Annotated in this window: 21 protein-coding genes; 15 read left to right on the forward strand and 6 right to left on the reverse strand. The window is 65.1% G+C overall.

Features of this window, described 5'->3' with window-relative positions; all coding sequences use genetic code 11:
* Positions 1 to 14: 14 nt before the first annotated feature.
* From ACZ5U1_RS01785 to ACZ5U1_RS01805, 5 genes are all read right to left on the reverse strand, one after another.
* Complete coding sequence (locus ACZ5U1_RS01785; RefSeq protein ID WP_464779116.1) at positions 15 to 272, reverse strand: hypothetical protein; 258 nt, start codon at positions 270 to 272, stop codon at positions 15 to 17.
* Positions 273 to 968 (reverse strand): tRNA (guanine(46)-N(7))-methyltransferase TrmB, encoded by a 696-nt coding sequence (gene trmB, locus ACZ5U1_RS01790; protein WP_464779117.1) that lies wholly within the window; start codon positions 966 to 968, stop codon positions 273 to 275.
* Positions 969 to 1,243: 275 nt separating this feature from the next.
* On the reverse strand, positions 1,244 to 2,449 hold the full coding sequence (gene metK / locus ACZ5U1_RS01795) for a methionine adenosyltransferase (RefSeq protein ID WP_464779118.1): 1,206 nt from the start codon (positions 2,447 to 2,449) through the stop codon (positions 1,244 to 1,246).
* 59 nt (positions 2,450 to 2,508) lie between these two features.
* Complete coding sequence (lnt, locus tag ACZ5U1_RS01800) at positions 2,509 to 4,119, reverse strand: apolipoprotein N-acyltransferase (protein WP_464779119.1); 1,611 nt, start codon at positions 4,117 to 4,119, stop codon at positions 2,509 to 2,511.
* 10 nt (positions 4,120 to 4,129) lie between these two features.
* Positions 4,130 to 4,765: a YqaA family protein gene (locus ACZ5U1_RS01805; RefSeq protein WP_464779936.1), complete on the reverse strand. Its 636-nt coding sequence runs from the start codon at positions 4,763 to 4,765 to the stop codon at positions 4,130 to 4,132.
* Between the two features lie 151 nt (positions 4,766 to 4,916).
* On the opposite strand from ACZ5U1_RS01805, the gene ACZ5U1_RS01810 reads away from it, so the two are divergent.
* From ACZ5U1_RS01810 to ACZ5U1_RS01865, 12 genes are all read left to right on the forward strand, one after another.
* Entirely contained in the window at positions 4,917 to 5,678 is a 762-nt protein-coding gene (locus ACZ5U1_RS01810; protein ID WP_464779120.1) for a hypothetical protein, read from the forward strand.
* Positions 5,679 to 5,742: 64 nt separating this feature from the next.
* Complete coding sequence (locus ACZ5U1_RS01815; protein WP_464779121.1) at positions 5,743 to 6,390, forward strand: glutathione S-transferase family protein; 648 nt, start codon at positions 5,743 to 5,745, stop codon at positions 6,388 to 6,390.
* A 154-nt stretch (positions 6,391 to 6,544) separates the two neighbouring features.
* Positions 6,545 to 7,120, forward strand: a complete 576-nt coding sequence (locus ACZ5U1_RS01820; protein WP_464779122.1) for a hypothetical protein — start codon at positions 6,545 to 6,547, stop codon at positions 7,118 to 7,120.
* A gap of 187 nt (positions 7,121 to 7,307) precedes the next feature.
* Complete coding sequence (locus ACZ5U1_RS01825; protein WP_464779123.1) at positions 7,308 to 8,642, forward strand: DNA-packaging protein; 1,335 nt, start codon at positions 7,308 to 7,310, stop codon at positions 8,640 to 8,642.
* Between the two features lie 108 nt (positions 8,643 to 8,750).
* A complete protein-coding gene (locus tag ACZ5U1_RS01830; RefSeq protein WP_464779124.1) occupies positions 8,751 to 9,089 on the forward strand; it encodes a hypothetical protein in 339 nt (112 codons plus the stop codon).
* Positions 9,090 to 9,199: 110 nt separating this feature from the next.
* On the forward strand, positions 9,200 to 10,327 hold the full coding sequence (locus ACZ5U1_RS01835; protein ID WP_464779125.1) for a phage portal protein: 1,128 nt from the start codon (positions 9,200 to 9,202) through the stop codon (positions 10,325 to 10,327).
* A 160-nt stretch (positions 10,328 to 10,487) separates the two neighbouring features.
* Positions 10,488 to 10,808, forward strand: a complete 321-nt coding sequence (locus ACZ5U1_RS01840) for a DUF6127 family protein (RefSeq protein ID WP_464779126.1) — start codon at positions 10,488 to 10,490, stop codon at positions 10,806 to 10,808.
* An 11-nt stretch (positions 10,809 to 10,819) separates the two neighbouring features.
* Positions 10,820 to 11,260, forward strand: coding sequence for an HK97 family phage prohead protease (locus ACZ5U1_RS01845; RefSeq protein WP_464779127.1), 441 nt, complete (start codon positions 10,820 to 10,822; stop codon positions 11,258 to 11,260).
* Positions 11,261 to 11,384: 124 nt separating this feature from the next.
* On the forward strand, positions 11,385 to 12,497 hold the full coding sequence (locus ACZ5U1_RS01850; RefSeq protein WP_464779128.1) for a phage major capsid protein: 1,113 nt from the start codon (positions 11,385 to 11,387) through the stop codon (positions 12,495 to 12,497).
* A gap of 123 nt (positions 12,498 to 12,620) precedes the next feature.
* A complete protein-coding gene (locus ACZ5U1_RS01855; protein ID WP_464779937.1) occupies positions 12,621 to 13,157 on the forward strand; it encodes a head-tail connector protein in 537 nt (178 codons plus the stop codon).
* Positions 13,154 to 13,351 carry a hypothetical protein gene (locus ACZ5U1_RS01860; protein WP_464779129.1) on the forward strand — a complete coding sequence of 66 codons (198 nt, stop codon included), beginning with the start codon at positions 13,154 to 13,156 and terminating at the stop codon, positions 13,349 to 13,351. Before ACZ5U1_RS01855 ends, ACZ5U1_RS01860 begins: the two co-directional genes overlap by 4 nt.
* On the forward strand, positions 13,348 to 13,749 hold the full coding sequence (locus ACZ5U1_RS01865) for a DUF3168 domain-containing protein (protein WP_464779130.1): 402 nt from the start codon (positions 13,348 to 13,350) through the stop codon (positions 13,747 to 13,749). Before ACZ5U1_RS01860 ends, ACZ5U1_RS01865 begins: the two co-directional genes overlap by 4 nt.
* A 146-nt stretch (positions 13,750 to 13,895) precedes the next feature.
* On the opposite strand, the gene ACZ5U1_RS01870 is transcribed toward ACZ5U1_RS01865, so the two are convergent.
* On the reverse strand, positions 13,896 to 14,225 hold the full coding sequence (locus ACZ5U1_RS01870; RefSeq protein ID WP_464779131.1) for a hypothetical protein: 330 nt from the start codon (positions 14,223 to 14,225) through the stop codon (positions 13,896 to 13,898).
* Positions 14,226 to 14,279: 54 nt separating this feature from the next.
* On the opposite strand from ACZ5U1_RS01870, the gene ACZ5U1_RS01875 reads away from it, so the two are divergent.
* The 3 genes from ACZ5U1_RS01875 to ACZ5U1_RS01885 are packed head-to-tail and all read left to right on the forward strand — an operon-like array spanning position 14,280 to position 15,186.
* The gene (locus tag ACZ5U1_RS01875; RefSeq protein WP_196225666.1) at positions 14,280 to 14,687 is read left to right on the forward strand and encodes a phage tail tube protein; all 408 of its coding nucleotides are present in this window, start codon (positions 14,280 to 14,282) and stop codon (positions 14,685 to 14,687) included.
* A complete protein-coding gene (locus tag ACZ5U1_RS01880; protein ID WP_464779132.1) occupies positions 14,684 to 14,995 on the forward strand; it encodes a gene transfer agent family protein in 312 nt (103 codons plus the stop codon). Before ACZ5U1_RS01875 ends, ACZ5U1_RS01880 begins: the two co-directional genes overlap by 4 nt.
* The gene (locus tag ACZ5U1_RS01885; protein ID WP_464779133.1) at positions 14,992 to 15,186 is read left to right on the forward strand and encodes a phage tail assembly chaperone; all 195 of its coding nucleotides are present in this window, start codon (positions 14,992 to 14,994) and stop codon (positions 15,184 to 15,186) included. The genes ACZ5U1_RS01880 and ACZ5U1_RS01885 overlap by 4 nt, the downstream gene beginning before the upstream one ends.
* Positions 15,187 to 15,238 lie beyond the last annotated feature (52 nt).

Raw genomic sequence — 15,238 nt, forward strand, 5'->3', positions numbered from 1 at the left:
GCTTCCGGTTGCGATCAGTGCGTTTCTGTGCGGAGCCGGTCGGCGAGTTGCTCGATTTCGAAGGGTTCGAGGATCCAGGTGCGAGTCTTGCGCCCCGCCCGGTGAATGGGTTGCGTCAGGAGGACGCGGGCCTGTTCGCGGGCGTGCGGCTTGAAGACCGCGAAATGCTGGGCGCAGTCACGGATCGTGCCGATGACGGGGGCGCGGCCTTCAAGGTCGATGAGGGTGGCGGGCTGATCCCAGGGGATTGCGGATGTCGGATGATCGTTCATTCACTTGCGCCTGTAACGGAAATACCAGACTTCATGGCCGAGGCGGCGGGCCTTGGCTTCGTAGCGGGTTTCGGGCCAGCCGCCGGGGCGGGTGAGGAAGTCCTTGGGCTCGCTCGCCAGCCAGTCGAAATCGGGGTGGCCGTTCATCACCATCATCGCCCAGCGCAGATAGACGGGATGGTCGGTGCCGAAGCGGAATTCGCCGCCGGGCTTCAGCTTGCGGGCGATCATTTCGACCGGGCCGGGGTTCATCATGCGGCGCTTGGCATGGCGGGCCTTGGGCCAGGGGTCGGGATGGAGGAGGTAGACGAAGCTGAGCGCGCCGTCGGGAATGCGGCTGAGCACCTGAAGCGCGTCGCCCATATGGAGGCGGATGTTGCCGAGCGCCTGATCGCGGACATGGCCGAGCGCGGTGACGACGCCGTTCAGGAACGGCTCGCAGCCGATGAAGCCGTGATCGGGCAGCAGGTCGGCGCGGTAGGCGAGATGTTCGCCGCCGCCAAAGCCGATCTCGAAATGGAGCGGCCTCTCATAGCCGAAGAGGTTGGCGGCGGTGATCTCCCCTTCTTCCGGGACGGAGAGGGCGGGGAGCAGGGTATCGACCAGCTCCTGCTGACCGGCGCGGAGCTTGTGGCCCGACTGGCGGCCATAGAGGCGGTTGAGCGTGGTGGGGTCGCCGGATTTGTGCGCGGTCATGGGCGGGCGCTTAGCGGGGCGGGGCTTTGGGGGCAAGCGGGATGGTTTGCGGGGTTGGTTGGGCCTGCCTTCTTACATGGATCACCCGATCCGTTCGGGCTGAGCTTGTCGAAGCCGCTTCCTTTCTAAAAGGAAGTAAAGCCCTTCGACAGGCTCAGGGCGAACGGTGATGGGAAAGCGCGCCAATGTAACCACACTCCATAGGATGGACGGCTAGTCAAAAAAAGGCGCGCGTGGCAGGTGCCGCGCGCGCCTTTTTTGTCCAGTAGGAAAGCTTAGAGCGCGGCCTTCAGCTTTTCGACCAGGTCCGTGCGCTCCCACGGGAAGAAGTCGCCTTCAGCCTTGCGGCCGAAATGGCCGTAGGCGGCGGTGGGGCGATAGATGGGCTTGTTGAGGCCGAGATGGGTGCGGATGCCGCGCGGGGTGAGGCCGCCCAGTTCCTTGATCGACTTGATCGCGTCCTCGATCTTTGCATCGTCGACAGTGCCCGTGCCGTGGGTATCGACATAGAGCGAGAGCGGCTCCGACACGCCGATGGCGTAAGCGAGCTGGATCGTGCAGCGGCGGGCGAGGCCAGCGGCGACGATGTTCTTGGCGAGATAGCGGGTGATGTAGGCCGCCGAGCGATCGACCTTGGTCGGGTCCTTGCCCGAGAAGGCGCCGCCGCCATGAGGCGATGCGCCGCCATAGGTGTCGACGATGATCTTGCGGCCGGTGAGGCCTGCGTCGCCGTCCGGGCCGCCGATTTCGAAGCTGCCGGTGGGGTTGATGTGATAGACGGTCTCGTCCGAGAGCAGATCGCCGGGAAGGACTTCGGCGATGACGCCCTTCACATAGTCCTTCAGCTCCGCTTCGTTGGCGCCTTCGTCATAGCCCTTGGCATGCTGGGTCGAGACGACGATGGCGGTCGCGGCGGCGGGCTTGCCATTTTCGAAGCGCAGCGTGACCTGGCTCTTGGCGTCCGGTTCCAGGAAGGGCGCGCGGCCGCTGTGGCGGTCGTGGGCCATCTTGGCGAGGATCTTGTGGCTGTAGTCGAGCGTCGCGGGCATGAGGTCGGGCGTTTCGTCGCAGGCGAAGCCGAACATGATGCCCTGGTCGCCAGCGCCTTCATCCTTGTTTCCGGCGGCGTCGACGCCCTGCGCGATGTGGGCGGACTGGGCATGGAGGTTGTTTTCGAAGCGGAAGCTTTCCCAGTGGAAGCCGTCCTGCTCGTAGCCGATGCGCTTTACGGTTTCGCGGACGGCGCGCTCAATCTCTTCCTGTGCGCCGGGAGCCCACTGGTCATTTTCATAGACGCCCTTGCAGCGGATTTCGCCAGCCAGCACGACCAGCTGCGTTGTAGTCAGCGTTTCGCAGGCGATGCGGGCTTCGGGGTCCTTGGACAGGAACAGATCGACGATGGCGTCGGAAATCTGGTCCGCGACCTTGTCGGGATGGCCTTCGGACACGGATTCCGAGGTGAAGAGATAGTTGCTGCGCATGGGACTCCAGTTAGCAGGATGGCTTCAAAAGCGACATAAAGAAAAGTTTATGTGCCCTATTAGCCCTTCGCCTTGCGGATGGCAATGGCAAGTCCGGCGAGCAGCACCATGAACAGGAAGGGCGCCCAATTGCCCAGATGCGCGAACAGCGTCGGCGGGAGCGCGGGGGGCAGCGCGCCTTCGAGATAGCCGGCGCGGTGGAGGCCGAGCGCGCGCAGGACGTGGCCGCGCGCGTCGATCACCGCTGACACGCCGGTGGGGGTGGAGCGGATGATGGGGATGCCTTCTTCTATGGCGCGCAGGCGGGCCTGGGCGAGGTGCTGGACCGGTCCCCAATTGCCGAACCAGGCGTCGTTGGAGGGATTGAAGAGGAAGGCGGGGCGGTTCTTTGCGTCGATCACATGGCCGGAGAAGATGATTTCGTAGCAGATCTGGACGCCCATCTTGAGGTCCGGGCGGCCGAGGGTGGCGGGCAAGGTCAGGCTTTGCGGGCCGGGGCCGGGCCAGAAGTCGGCGTCTCCGGGGACCAGGCGGGAGAGGCCGATCGGCTGGAGCAGGGCGCGCATGGGGAGGTATTCGCCATAGGGGACGAGGTGCGCCTTGTCATAGCGGCCGAGCAGTTGTGCCTGGGGAGAGACGATGAAGAGGCTGTTGTTCGCTCCGGCGAGGGCGTCGGTGGTGATGCCGTTTTGCTCGACCTGCTTGAAATAGACTTTGGTCGCGCCGGTCATGAGCAGGTCGCCGGGGCCGAGCAGCGCGGCGAGGCGCGCGCGCCATTGCGGTTCCATGTCGAGATAGGCGGGGATGGCGGCTTCGGGCCAGAAGATGAGGCGCGGTGCGGGACGGGGTGTGCCGGAGAGGGTGGCTAGGGTGCGGAAGTGGGCTTCTTCCAGTTCGGGTGAGTATTTTTCGTCCTGGCCTATGTTGGGTTGGACTACGCGGATGCGGGGCGCGCCTGCGGGGGTTTGCAGGGCAGGTGTGAGGAGGCCCCAGAGGGCGAGAGCGGCGAGGGGTGCGGTGAGGGCGGCTGCTGCGCGGAAGTGTCGGCGGGTTGCTAGGAGGAGGGCTCCGGCGGCTAGGATGGTGAGGGCGCCCAGGCCATAGGTGCCGATCAGGGTCGCAGAGATGGCTATGCCGGTGGGGAGCAGGGCGACGCCTAGCGGATTCCAGGCGAAGCCGGTGAAGGCTGTGGCGCGGAGATATTCGCTGGCGATCCAGCAGGCGGCGAAGAGAAGAGTGAAGGGGAGGGTGCTGGTGCCCACCCCGCTGCGACTAGGCGGCATAGCCGCCAAGTCTCGCTGCCCCTCCCGCTTGCGGGAGGGGAAGGTTGTGGAGAGCCACCACGTCGCCAGCGTTGCCAGGCCGGGATATATCGCGAGGTAGAGGGATAGGAGGACCACCGCGCCGTAGCCGAACCAGTGGGGCATGGCGTCCTGGAAGGTGAAGGCGTGGGCGATCCAGTTTAGGCCCAGGGTGAAGTGACCGAGGCCGAACAGCCAGCCACGCGTGAAAGCGGCGCGGCGGTTGGGGGCGGTTTCGATGAGCCAGAGGAGCAGCGCGAAGCAGGCGAGGGTGACTGGCCAGAGCTTGAGCGGTTCAAATCCGGTGGCGGCGATGAAACCGGCGAGCAGGGCCGTGAGCTTTGGGAAGCGGGCGGGAAGCTGGATCATCGGGTAGGGATCAGCGGATGGTGGCCATGGTGGCGTGGCTGCACTTGTCGTTCTTGTGCCCGCCGCCCGACAGCATCGAAGCCGCGATGAATCCGCCGACTACCAGGACGAGGAATCCCGCAGAGAGAAGGCCGAGATATTTCTCGATGAACGCCTTTATGGGGCGGCCGAATTTCCAGAAGAGGAAGCCGACCAGCATGAACTGGAAGGCGCGGGACAGGATGCTGGCCCAGAGGAAGGTGAAGAGCGACAGGCCAATGAAGCCTGCCGTGATCGTGATGAGCTTGAAGGGGATGGGCGTTGCGCCCTTCACCAATATGATTTCCGCGCCATAGTCGCGCAGATAGCAGGCAGCTACGGGGAATTTGGCGGCGAGGCCGAGGGCGTGGAGGATCTGTTGTCCGATGGCCTCATAGAGGAAATGGCCGATCGCATAGCCGAGCATGCCGCCCAGCACCGAGGCGATGGTGCAGATGATGCCGAAGCGGATCGCCCGTTCCGGCCGGGCAAGGCACATCAGGCCGAGCAGCGGATGCGGGGGAATGGGGAAGAAGCTGCTCTCCATAAAGGAGATGACGAAGAGCCAGCGTTCGGCATGGGCGTGGGCGGCTTTGGCCAGCGTCCATTGATAAAGCTTGGTGAGCATCGGAGGCGGGCCTAGCGGAGATTGCAGGGGACGGCCAGCGCTTTCGATTTCATTGCGAAGTCGAAACAATGTGGCGGCGTTGACGCGGGGGTGGCGTCTGGGCATCAACCCCGTTCCTGTGTCAACAGCCCGGCCGCCCTATTACGTGACGATGACTTCTCCATCCTGGTCGAAAGTGCGTGAACGCGCGGGTGGGCTGCTGTTTGCGCTGGGGCTGAACGGGTTGCTTCTGCTGGCGCTGCTCACTCTGGCGCCGCGTCCCGAGTTGCGCGAGGAGGACCCGCGTAACCTCGTGACGTTCGAAATGGCTGCCGCGCCCGAGGCTGCCGCGAAGAAAAGCGTTGAGCCGCAGAAAAAACGGGCCGAAGCGGCGGTGCCGAAGAAAAAGGCGGAAATTCAACCACCAATGCCGGTGCCAAAGCCGCTGGTGGAGCTGCCGGTGATTTCGCCGCCTGTCACCGTGCCGTTTCTGGAACTCGACAGCGCGCAGATGGCGTCGGCGGATATCGGAAAGATGGCTCCGAAGGAGCCCGGATCGGGGACGGAAGGTCAGGGAAATAGTCCGGCAGCGGCGGGTCCGGGCGAAGGGCCGGGCGGCGTTCAGCTGTTCGAGGCGGAATGGTACAGGCGGCCAACCCCAGCGGAACTGGGCGGGTATATGCCCGCCAATGCGCCTGCCGGTGGATGGGGGCTGGTGGCGTGCAAGACGGTGGAAAATTTCCGCGTGGAAAATTGCCAGGCGCTGGGAGAATCGCCGCAGGGATCGGGCTTTGCCCGCGCGGTGCGATTGGCGGCGTGGCAGTTTCTTGTGCGCCCGCCGCGCGTCAATGGGAAGGCGATGGTCGGAAGCTGGGTGCGGATCAGGATCGACTATAGCCGTGCGCCTGCCGACAGCGGCAGGGCGCGCATGTGAATTTAGGTTGCATTTCGATACTGATGTGAGATGAGGTGTCCCGTCGATTAGTAGGGAGACTCTCATGATCATTTATGGCGCGCGTCCATCGCCCTTTGTGCGCAAGGTTATCGTATTTGCAGCCGAGAAGGGGCTGGCGGCGGAAGTGAAGCCCGGCGGCTTTGGCCAGGGCGGGGAGATTTTCGAGCGGGCGTCGCCTTTCGGAAAGATGCCTGCGTTCCAGGATGGTGATTTCCTGATCAGCGACAGCAGCGCGATCATAACCTATATGGATGCCGTCAAGCCCGATCCCGCATTGATCCCGGCAGAACCGAAAGCGCGTGCGCGGACGATCTGGTATGAGGAGTTTGGCGATACCATTGTGCAATCCGCCGGGGCCGCTATCTTCTTCAATCGCATGGTTGCTCCGTTGCTGGGGATGCCGCAGGATTTGGCGGCGGCAGACCGGGCGGAGACGGAGCAGCTTCCGAAGATTGGCGATTATGTCGAGAAGATTCTTCCGGAAAGCGGCTTTCTGGTGGAGGATCGCTTTACCCTGGCCGATATTGCTGTTGCCTGTCCGCTGATCAATGTCGGCTATTGCAGTTCGAGCTTGAAAGGTGGGCGCTGGCCCCGGTTGGAGCAATGGTTGGAGAAAATCTGCGCGCGGCCGAGCTTTGCCGAAGCGCTGGTGGCGGAAATGAAGGGCATTGAAGTCATGCGAGCATCCTGAACGAACCTATTTGGAACATATATCTTGACATCGTCACGCTGTTCTGGCAGTTAAGTCGATATTGGGAATTGTGAGTCGCCGGAACGGTGACGCGGCAAGGGCTGGTCCGAAAGGGACCGGCCCTTTTTCGTTGGGATAGCGGAGGGGCGAGGGGATGGGGCATGAGAATGGCGCGAAGGTGGTTCGGCGCTTTTCAGGCAAAGCCAGCGACGCGCCGGACAGGGAGTTGACCGTGCAGCGGAGCCAGCGCGGCGCCACCGGGAGCGGCGCGCAGTTGCGGGCGGTGCGCCGGGACGGCTGGACGGCCGAGCGGCGCAAGGTCTTCATGGAGACGCTGGCGGCGACTTGTAATGTCAGCGAGGCGGCGCGGGTGGCGGGGAAGAACCTGTCGAGCGCCTATTATCAGAAGCGGCGCGATCCGGGATTTGCGCGCGAATGGGCGCAGGCGCTGAGCGTCGGCTATGCCGAACTGGAGGCGCTGCTGTTGCGCCAGGCTTTGTTCGGCACGGAAGAGGAAGAGGTGGTGCTGGACGGCGAGGGGATGGTGAAGAGCCGCAAGGTGAAGCGAGGGCATCCCAATGCGGTGGGGGTGCGATTGCTGGTGCAGCATCGGCGCGAGGCGGGGGAGAGGCTGGCGGCGGATGCGGTTGAGAGGCCGGATGGGGCGGATGCGGTCGAGCGGTTGCGGGAGGCGTTGGAGCGGGTGCGGGAGCGGCGTGGCGAGGGGTGAGTTTGGTTCATCTTCCCTCCCACCTGGTGGGGGCGGGGGTGGGCTTGCGCTACAATAGGCGTCGCTTTGCGACGGCTGATTTTTGGAGCTCGCTGCGCTCGCGCCCACCCCTAACCCCTCCCGCCTGCGGGAGGGGGACATGTTGGTTGGTGGGGCTGGTCCAAATATGACGCAAAAGGGGCAGCCGATGGGTGGCATGTCGGATTTCGAGAGGTTGGCGGCCCTGCCTGATGCGGCGCGTGAGCGGGTGCTGGCGGGGCTGAACGGCGCGGCGGCGCAGGCCTTGGAACATGAGTGGGGATGGCTCGCCCGGCCGGAGCAGTTGGCGCCTGAGGGAGACTGGCGCATCTGGTTAATGATGGCGGGGCGTGGCTTTGGGAAGACGCGGGCCGGGGCGGAATGGGTGCGGCGGGTTGCGGAGAGTGACGGTCAAGCGCGGATTGCGCTGGTGGGCGCGACTTTGGGTGAGGCGCGGAGCGTGATGGTGGAGGGACCTTCGGGGCTGTTGTCGATTGCGCCCTGGTGGAACCGGCCGGTCTTTTCGCCTGCGCTGCGGCGGCTGCTGTGGCCCAATGGAGCCATGGCGCTGCTGTTTGGGGCGGCGGACCCGGAATCGCTGCGTGGGCCACAGTTCAGCCATGGCTGGGCGGACGAGATTGCGAAATGGCCGCAGGGGGAAGCGGCGTGGGACAATATGATGATGGGGATGCGGTTGGGGCAGGCGCCTCAGGTGATGGCGACGACTACGCCGCGCCCGGTGGCGCTGGTGCGCGGGCTGGTGGCGCGGGACGGTGCCGATGTCGCGGTGACGCGGGGGCGGACGGCGGACAATGTAGTGAACCTTGCCGATGGCTTCGTGGCGGCGATGGAGCGGAGCTATGGCGCGACCCGGCTGGGGCGGCAGGAGCTGGATGGCGAGCTGATCGAGGAGGTCGAGGGCGCGCTTTGGAACCGGGCGCTGCTGGAGCGGTGCCGGGTGGCGCATGTGCCGGGTGGTGGGGATGGCGGGGCGTTGCTGTCGCGGGTCGTGATCGGGGTCGATCCTCCGGCTTCGGCGCATGGTGATGCTTGCGGGATCGTGGTGGCAGGGATTGGCGGTGACGGCCGGGCCTATGTCATCGCCGACGCGAGCGTGGAGAAGGCGAGCCCCGAAGGCTGGGCGCGGGCGGTGGCTGATGCGGCGGCGGTGCATGGTGCTGATCGGGTGATTGCTGAAGCGAATAATGGCGGGGCGATGGTGGAAAGCGTGCTGCGTGCGGCGGAGGCGGCGCTGCCTGTGCGGCTGGTCCATGCGAGCCGGGGGAAGGCTGCGCGGGCTGAACCGGTGGCGGCGCTTTATGAGGCTGGGCGCGTGCGGCATCGCGGGGCGTTTTGGGCATTGGAGGATGAGATGTGCGGGCTGATCGCCGGGGGTGGTTATGTCGGGCCGGGGCGGTCGCCGGATCGGGCGGATGCGTTGGTCTGGGCTTTGACCGAGTTGATGCTGGGACGGCGCGGGGATGCGCGGGTACGGGCGGTTTGAGGAACTTTCGCACCCTCGTCAGCTTATTAAACTCGTTTCTCGATCCTTCGACGAAGCTCAGGACAGGCTTCGCTCGAAACGAACGGAAGTCCTACAAAGGAGAATGTCATGAGGGTTGCAAAGATCATGATGATGGCGGTTGGCGCGACTTTGGTTGCGACGCCGGTGATGGCGGCTTCGCTCAACGGGAAGGAACGGGCGCGGGTGGCGCGGGCGGCGCCGCGTGATCGCGACGATGTGCGCTATTGCCTGTTGCAGGCGAAGAAGGGGCGCGATCGTGGGACGGTGATTGGTGCGGCTGGCGGTGCTGGCGTCGGTGCGCTGGCTGGCGGGAGTTTGGGTGAGTCCTTGCTGGCGGGTGCGGCTGGGGCTGTGGCTGGGCGTGTTATTGGGAAGAGTGAGGGGACCAACGCGGAATGCGATCGGGTTTTGCGGCGTAATCCTTGAGTTGGGGCGAGGGGGTTCCCCCTCTCCAAGTTTCGCTAGGCGGCTGAGCGCCGCCAAGCTTCACTATCCTCTCTCCTGAAGGGGAGAGGATTTTTGTTTTTGGGGGTCTCATGAAATTCTTTGGGGCGAGGGCGGCGCCCGGGGGCGCGCGGCCGGTGTTGGCGCGTGCCTGGGGTTCGGGCGCGGTGGCTTTGGGGGAGTGGCCGGCTTCCTATGAGGCGCAGGTGCGGAGCGGCGTGATCGGTAATCCGGTGGCGCAGCGGGCATTGCGGCTGGTGTCGGAGGGTGCGGGGGCGACTTCGTTGACGGTGAACGGGGTTGAGGAGGAGGAGCGCGGGCCTGTGCTTTCGCTGCTGACGCGCTGTTCGGCGGGGCAGGGGTTGGTGGAGACGTTGGCGAGCCATTTGCTGTTGCATGGCAATGGTTATGTGCAGGTGATGGCGGGGGCGGACGGCAAGCCGGTCGAATTGTACGCGCTCCGGCCTGAGCGCGTGAGCGTCGAGGCGGATGCGCGGGGGTGGCCTGCGGCTTATCTCTATCGGGTCGGGGACAGCGTGACGCGGTTGCTGCCTGAGGATGCGGCGGGGCGGGCTTCGATCCTGCATCTGAAGGCGCTGCATCCGCTGGATGATCATTATGGGCTGGGTTGTGTTGGGGCGGCTGCGGGGGCGGTGGCGATCCACAATGCGGCGACGGTTTGGAACAAGGCTTTGCTGGACAATGCGGCGCGGCCTTCGGGAGCGATGGTTTACGATCCGGGGGACGGGTCGGTGATGTCGCCTGAGCAGTTCGAGCGGGTGAAGCGGGAGATGGAGGTGGCCTTTTCCGGCGCGGCCAATGCCGGGCGGCCGATGTTGCTGGAGGGCGGGCTGGATTGGAAGGCCATGAGTCTGACGCCTGCGGAGATGGACTTTGTCGGATTGAAGGCGGCGGCGGCGCGGGAGATCGCCCTGGCATTCGGGGTGCCGCCGATGCTGATGGGGCTGCCGGGGGATAATGCTTACGCCAATTATCGTGAGGCGAACAAGGCGTTGTGGCGGCAGACGATCCTGCCGTTGGTGGCGAAGATCTGCGGTGGGCTGGCGCAAGGGTTGCAGGGGTGGTGGCCGGGTTTGGCTTTGGCGGTTGATATGGATGCGGTGCCTGCATTGTCGGATGAGCGGGCGGCTTTGTGGGAGCGGGTGGCTTCGGCGGATTTTCTCTCGGCGGATGAGAAGAGGGCGATGTTGGGAGTTTGAGGAGAGGGTGTTTCCCTCTCCCGCTGCGACTAGGCGGCTGGCGCCGCCAAGTCTCGCTGCCAGTTCGGGGTAAACAACACCCCGTGTTGTTTAGGTCATGCTGGGGGCATGACCGACCCCGAACTCCCCTGAAGGGGAGAGGGGAAGGAGGGCTGTTTTGATGAAATATGATGGCGAGATGCTGGCGCGGCTGGTGGCGCAGGCTGAGGCTGCGCCGGGGCAGATGGACATGGTGATGATCCGCGCGCTGATCGAGGAGGCGAGCGAGTTGGGCGCGGGGCGGGCGTTGGAGCGGCTGGGGCTTAGCGATCGGAGCGCGGAGGGCGATGTGCGGGAGTTGCGTGAGCTGTTGTCCGCCTGGCGCGACGCGAAGAAGGCGGCGCGTGGGGCTGTGGTTGGATGGGCGGTGCGGATCGTGATGGCGCTGGTGCTGCTGGGCGTGGCGGTGAAGGCTGGGCTGATCAGCATGGTGCGCGGATGAGTGGGGAGGGGGTGCTTGACGCTTCTCGACTGCGCTCGAAGCGAACGGAGGTTGGAGAGGGGGATGTTCGGTTCGCGGGGTATGCGGCGGTGTTCGATCGGGTGGATCATGGCGGCGACGTGGTGCGGCCGGGGGCCTTTGCGGGCGTGGCGGCGGGGGTGCCGCTGCTGTGGCAGCATTTGCCGGGTGAGGCGATCGGGACGGTCGAGCGGGTCGAGGAGGATGCGCGCGGATTGCGCGTGATCGGGCGAGTGTCGGGGCGGACTGGCGCTGGGAGGGCAGCGGCGCGGGCTTTGAGGGATCGCGCGGTGGATGGGCTGTCCTTTGGCTATCGGGTGCGGGAGGCGCGGGGAGCTGGGCCGCGTGAGCTGCTGGCGCTGGAGCTGGTGGAGGTGAGCGTGGTGACGCACCCGATGCAGCCTTTGGCTCGGGTGATTGCGGTGGAGGGGTAGGCTTTGGCGCCCTTTGGGCGCTCCCCTCCACCGCCTTTGGCGGTCCCCCTCCCCATCGGTGATGGGGAGGATTTTGAAGTTTTCGGGCGGTCCTTTGGGGCCGCTTTTTTTGTGGGAGTGGTTGATGACGGATCAGTTGGAAGCGAGCTTTGATGCGGTGGTGCAGGGTGAGCGTATCGAGGCGCTGGAGGGTGAGGTTGTGGCGCTGAAAGGGGCGCTGGTGCAGCAGCAGCGGCCTGCGCTGGATGGCGTGAAGGGTGGGACGTTCGATCCCAAGCGGGCCGCCTTTGTGGAGCGTTATGTGCGGCAGGGGCTTGAGGCGGGGGTTGAGCTGAAGAGCTTTTCCGGCGCGAGTGGTGCGGCGGGCGGCTATGCTGTGCCGCGTGAGATTGACCAGATTATTGATGCTACGCTGAAGAGCATCTCGCCGATCCGGTCGGTCGCCAATGTCGTGCGCACCGGCAGTGCTGGCTATCGCAAGCTGGTGACTTCGGGCGGCATCGTGTCGGGCTGGGCGAGTGAGACGGGTGCTCGGGCCGAGACGGCGACGCCGAGCTTTAATGAGATCGTGCCGCCTTATGGTGAGCTTTATGCCAATCCGGCGGCAAGCCAGGCGATGCTGGATGATGCGCAGTTTGATGTCGAAGGCTGGCTGGCGGGCGAGATCGCCCGTGAATTTGCGGCGGCGGAGGGGGCGGCCTTTGTCAATGGCAATGGCACGAACAAGCCCAAGGGGTTCCTGACCTATACGGCGACCAATGAGGCGGACAGCGTGCGTGCGTTCGGATCGCTGCAATATGTGGCTTCGGGGGCTTCGGGTGCTTTTGCTGCGTCGGGTCAGGAGAAGCTGATCGACCTGGTGCAGAGCCTGCGTGCGCCCTATCGTCAGGGGGCGTGCTTTGTCATGAATTCGGCGACGCTGGCCGTTATTCGCAAGATGAAGACGAGCGATGGGGCGTTTATCTGGCAGCCTTCGCTGAGCGCTGGGCAGCCTGCGACGCTGCTGGGCTATCCGGTGGTGGAGGCCGAGGACATGCCGGATATCGCGGCGGGCTCGCTGTCGATCGCCTTTGGTAATTTCCAGGCGGGCTATGTGATTTCGGAGCGTAGCGAGACGAGCATCCTGCGCGATCCGTTCAGCAACAAGCCGTTCGTGCATTTCTATGCGGTGAAGCGGATTGGTGGCGCGGTTGCCAACTCGGAGGCGATCAAGCTGATGAAGTTCGCGGCTTCTTAAACCCTCATCCAACTGCGCCTAGGCCCGTTCCGGGCCAAGGCTTCGTATCCTTCTCCCGCCTGCGGGAGAAGGTTTGGGGGCGTCCGTGCGGGGCGCCCTCCTTTTTTGTGGGAGGGGCGGTTGGTGTTGGTGCGGGAAGAGGCTGGGGTGGCGGCGGCGTCGCTGGCGGAATTGAAGGATTATCTGCGGATTAGTGGGAGTGGCGAGGATGGGTTGCTCGAGGGGCTGCTTAGAAGTGCGACGGCGTTGTGCGAGCAGTTTCTGGGGCAATGGCTGATCATTGGCGAGGCGCGGGAGACGGTGCGGGCCGATGAGGGATGGCAGCGGCTGTCCGCTACACCGGTGGTGGCGATCCTGGGGGTCGATGCGGTGGGGCCTGATGGCGCGGGGCAAGCGCTGGCTGTCGATACCTATTCGGTTGATATCGATGCGGCGGGGGATGGTTGGGTGCGGGCGCGGCCCTTGGCTGGCGAGCGGGTGCTGGCGGTGCATTACCGGGCGGGGATGGCCGAGGACGCGGATGGACTGCCCGAGCCGATCCGGCAGGGGATCGTCCGGCTGGCGGCGGAGCATTTTTCCGCGCGTGGCGGTGATGTGGCGACCCCGCCTGCGGTGGTGAGCGCGCTGTGGCGGCCGTGGCGGCGGATGCGGCTGGCATGAAGCTGGCGACGTTGGCGCGGCTGGTTGAGGCGCGGGCGGCGCGGCGGCGTGGGCAAGTGGCCGAGGCGATGCTGGCGGCTGGCATGGAGGATGCGCGGATCGAGGGGGAGGCTGTGCTGTTGTCGGGGCGGGCGCTGATGCGGCGATGGCTGGGCGACCTTGATCTGCGCGAGAGGGTGAGGGGCGGGGGATGAGTGCGGAAGTGAAGGTGCGGGCGGCGGTGATTGCTGCTCTGGGCGGTGATGCGGACTTGATGGCCGGGTTGAATGGCCTGTTCGATGGTCAGCCAGTGCGGGCTAGCGTGCCTTATGCGGTGGTTGGGGAGTGTATCGCCAGCGAGTGGGGCGCGAAGGATGTGGATGGGCGTGAGCTGCGGCTGACGATTGGGCTGAATGATGCGGGGGAGACGCCGGGGCTGCTGGCGGTGCTGCTGGAGCGCGTTGATGGCGTGATGCAGGTTTTGGAATTGGCCGAGGGCTGGCGGATTGTGGGGGTGCGGTTGATCCGGTCGCGGGTGGTGAAGGGGCGCGAGAAGGACGCGTGGCAGGCGGTGATCGATTATCGGGTGCGGGTGGTTCGGGAGGCGGGTTAGGCCCTAGCACTTGCCATTGGGACTACCACCTCTCCTCCGTTCGCCCTGAGCTTGTCGAAGGGTCTTCTCTTTTAAGAAGTGGAGGGCTTCGACAAGCTCAGCCCGAACGGGGGTGGTTGGGCTGTGCGCGTAGGACTCCGCGCCCTTCAACCGCCGGGCTTGGAATAATCCTCGAACTCGCCGGTGATCTTGTCGACATATTCGGCGATCTGGTCGTCGGCGTCGGCTTGGGCGTCCTTGTCGGACATGCCAGTGGATTTGTCGTCGGCAACGATCGCGGCGCGGAAGGCGGCTTCCTTGGCGCTGCATTTCGATTTCAGCGTGGACTGGAAGTCGCTGAGCGACAGTTTCCTGTCCAGCGCGGGGCTGATCTCTTTCGACAAGCACTCGGAAAAAGCCTTGCGGCCAGCGCCGACGGCATCGCCGTTTTGGGCCGAGGCGGCCAGCATCATCATGAGGGGAGCAACGAACAGCATTCGAACCTCTCCAATCGCAATTCAGGCACGGTTTATCTTACAGGAGAATGCTCCATGGCAGTGGAAAAGGGAAGCGCGTTTCTATTGAAAGTAGGCGATGGCGGGTCGCCTGTGGCCTATGCGACGGTGGCCGGGATGCGGACCACGCAGCTGTCGGTGAACGGCGAGGGCGTCAATGTGACGTCCAAGGATTCCGGTGGGTGGCGCGAGTTGCTGTCGGGCGCGGGGGTGCGGTCTGTCAGTGTGTCGGCGGCCGGGATATTTACCGGGTCGGCGGCGGAGGTGCGCATTCGCAATCATGCGCTGGCTGGGACTATCGAGCAGTTTGAATTGAGCTTTGAAAGTGGCGAACGGATGCGTGGGCGCTTTCTGGTCACGCGGCTCGACTATGCGGGCGATTATAATGGTGAGCGTAATTATGCGCTTAGCCTGGAAAGCTCCGGCCCGGTGGTGTCGGAATGAGCGCGGTGAATGAGGCACGCGGCGAGGCTGCGCTGGAGGTGGCTGGCGAGGCTTTGCGGCTGCGGCCGAGCTTTGCGGCGCTGGTGGCGGCGGAGCAGGAATTGGGGCCGCTGTTTGAGCTGGTGGACCGGGCGGCGCAGGGGAAGTTGTCGCTTGCCGATATGGCGGGGCTGTTTTGGCATTGCCTGGCCGATCCGCCTGTGGGGCTGACGCGCGACAAGCTGGGCGAGGCGATTGTTGAGGCGGGGCTGGCGAAGCTGTCGCCGGTGCTGAGTGGGATCATCAGGCAGATTTTGGGGGGACGATGAGCTTCTTCAAAGCGGCGGCGCGGCTGGCTGGCGTCGCGGGATGGTTGCTGGGGTGGCGGCCGGATGAGTTTTGGCGCGCGACGCCGGTGGAGCTGGAGGCGGTTTTGCGGGCGGCTCGGGGTGAGGAGGAGCCGGTGGTTGGGGTTGATAAGGGGGAGTTGGCGCGGCTTCGGGGGGTGATGCCGGATTGAGGCGGGTGATGTGGGGCTAGCCCCCACCCCAACCCCTCCCCTGAAGGGGAGG

This window comes from Sphingobium sp. TomTYG72 (assembly GCF_055394715.1).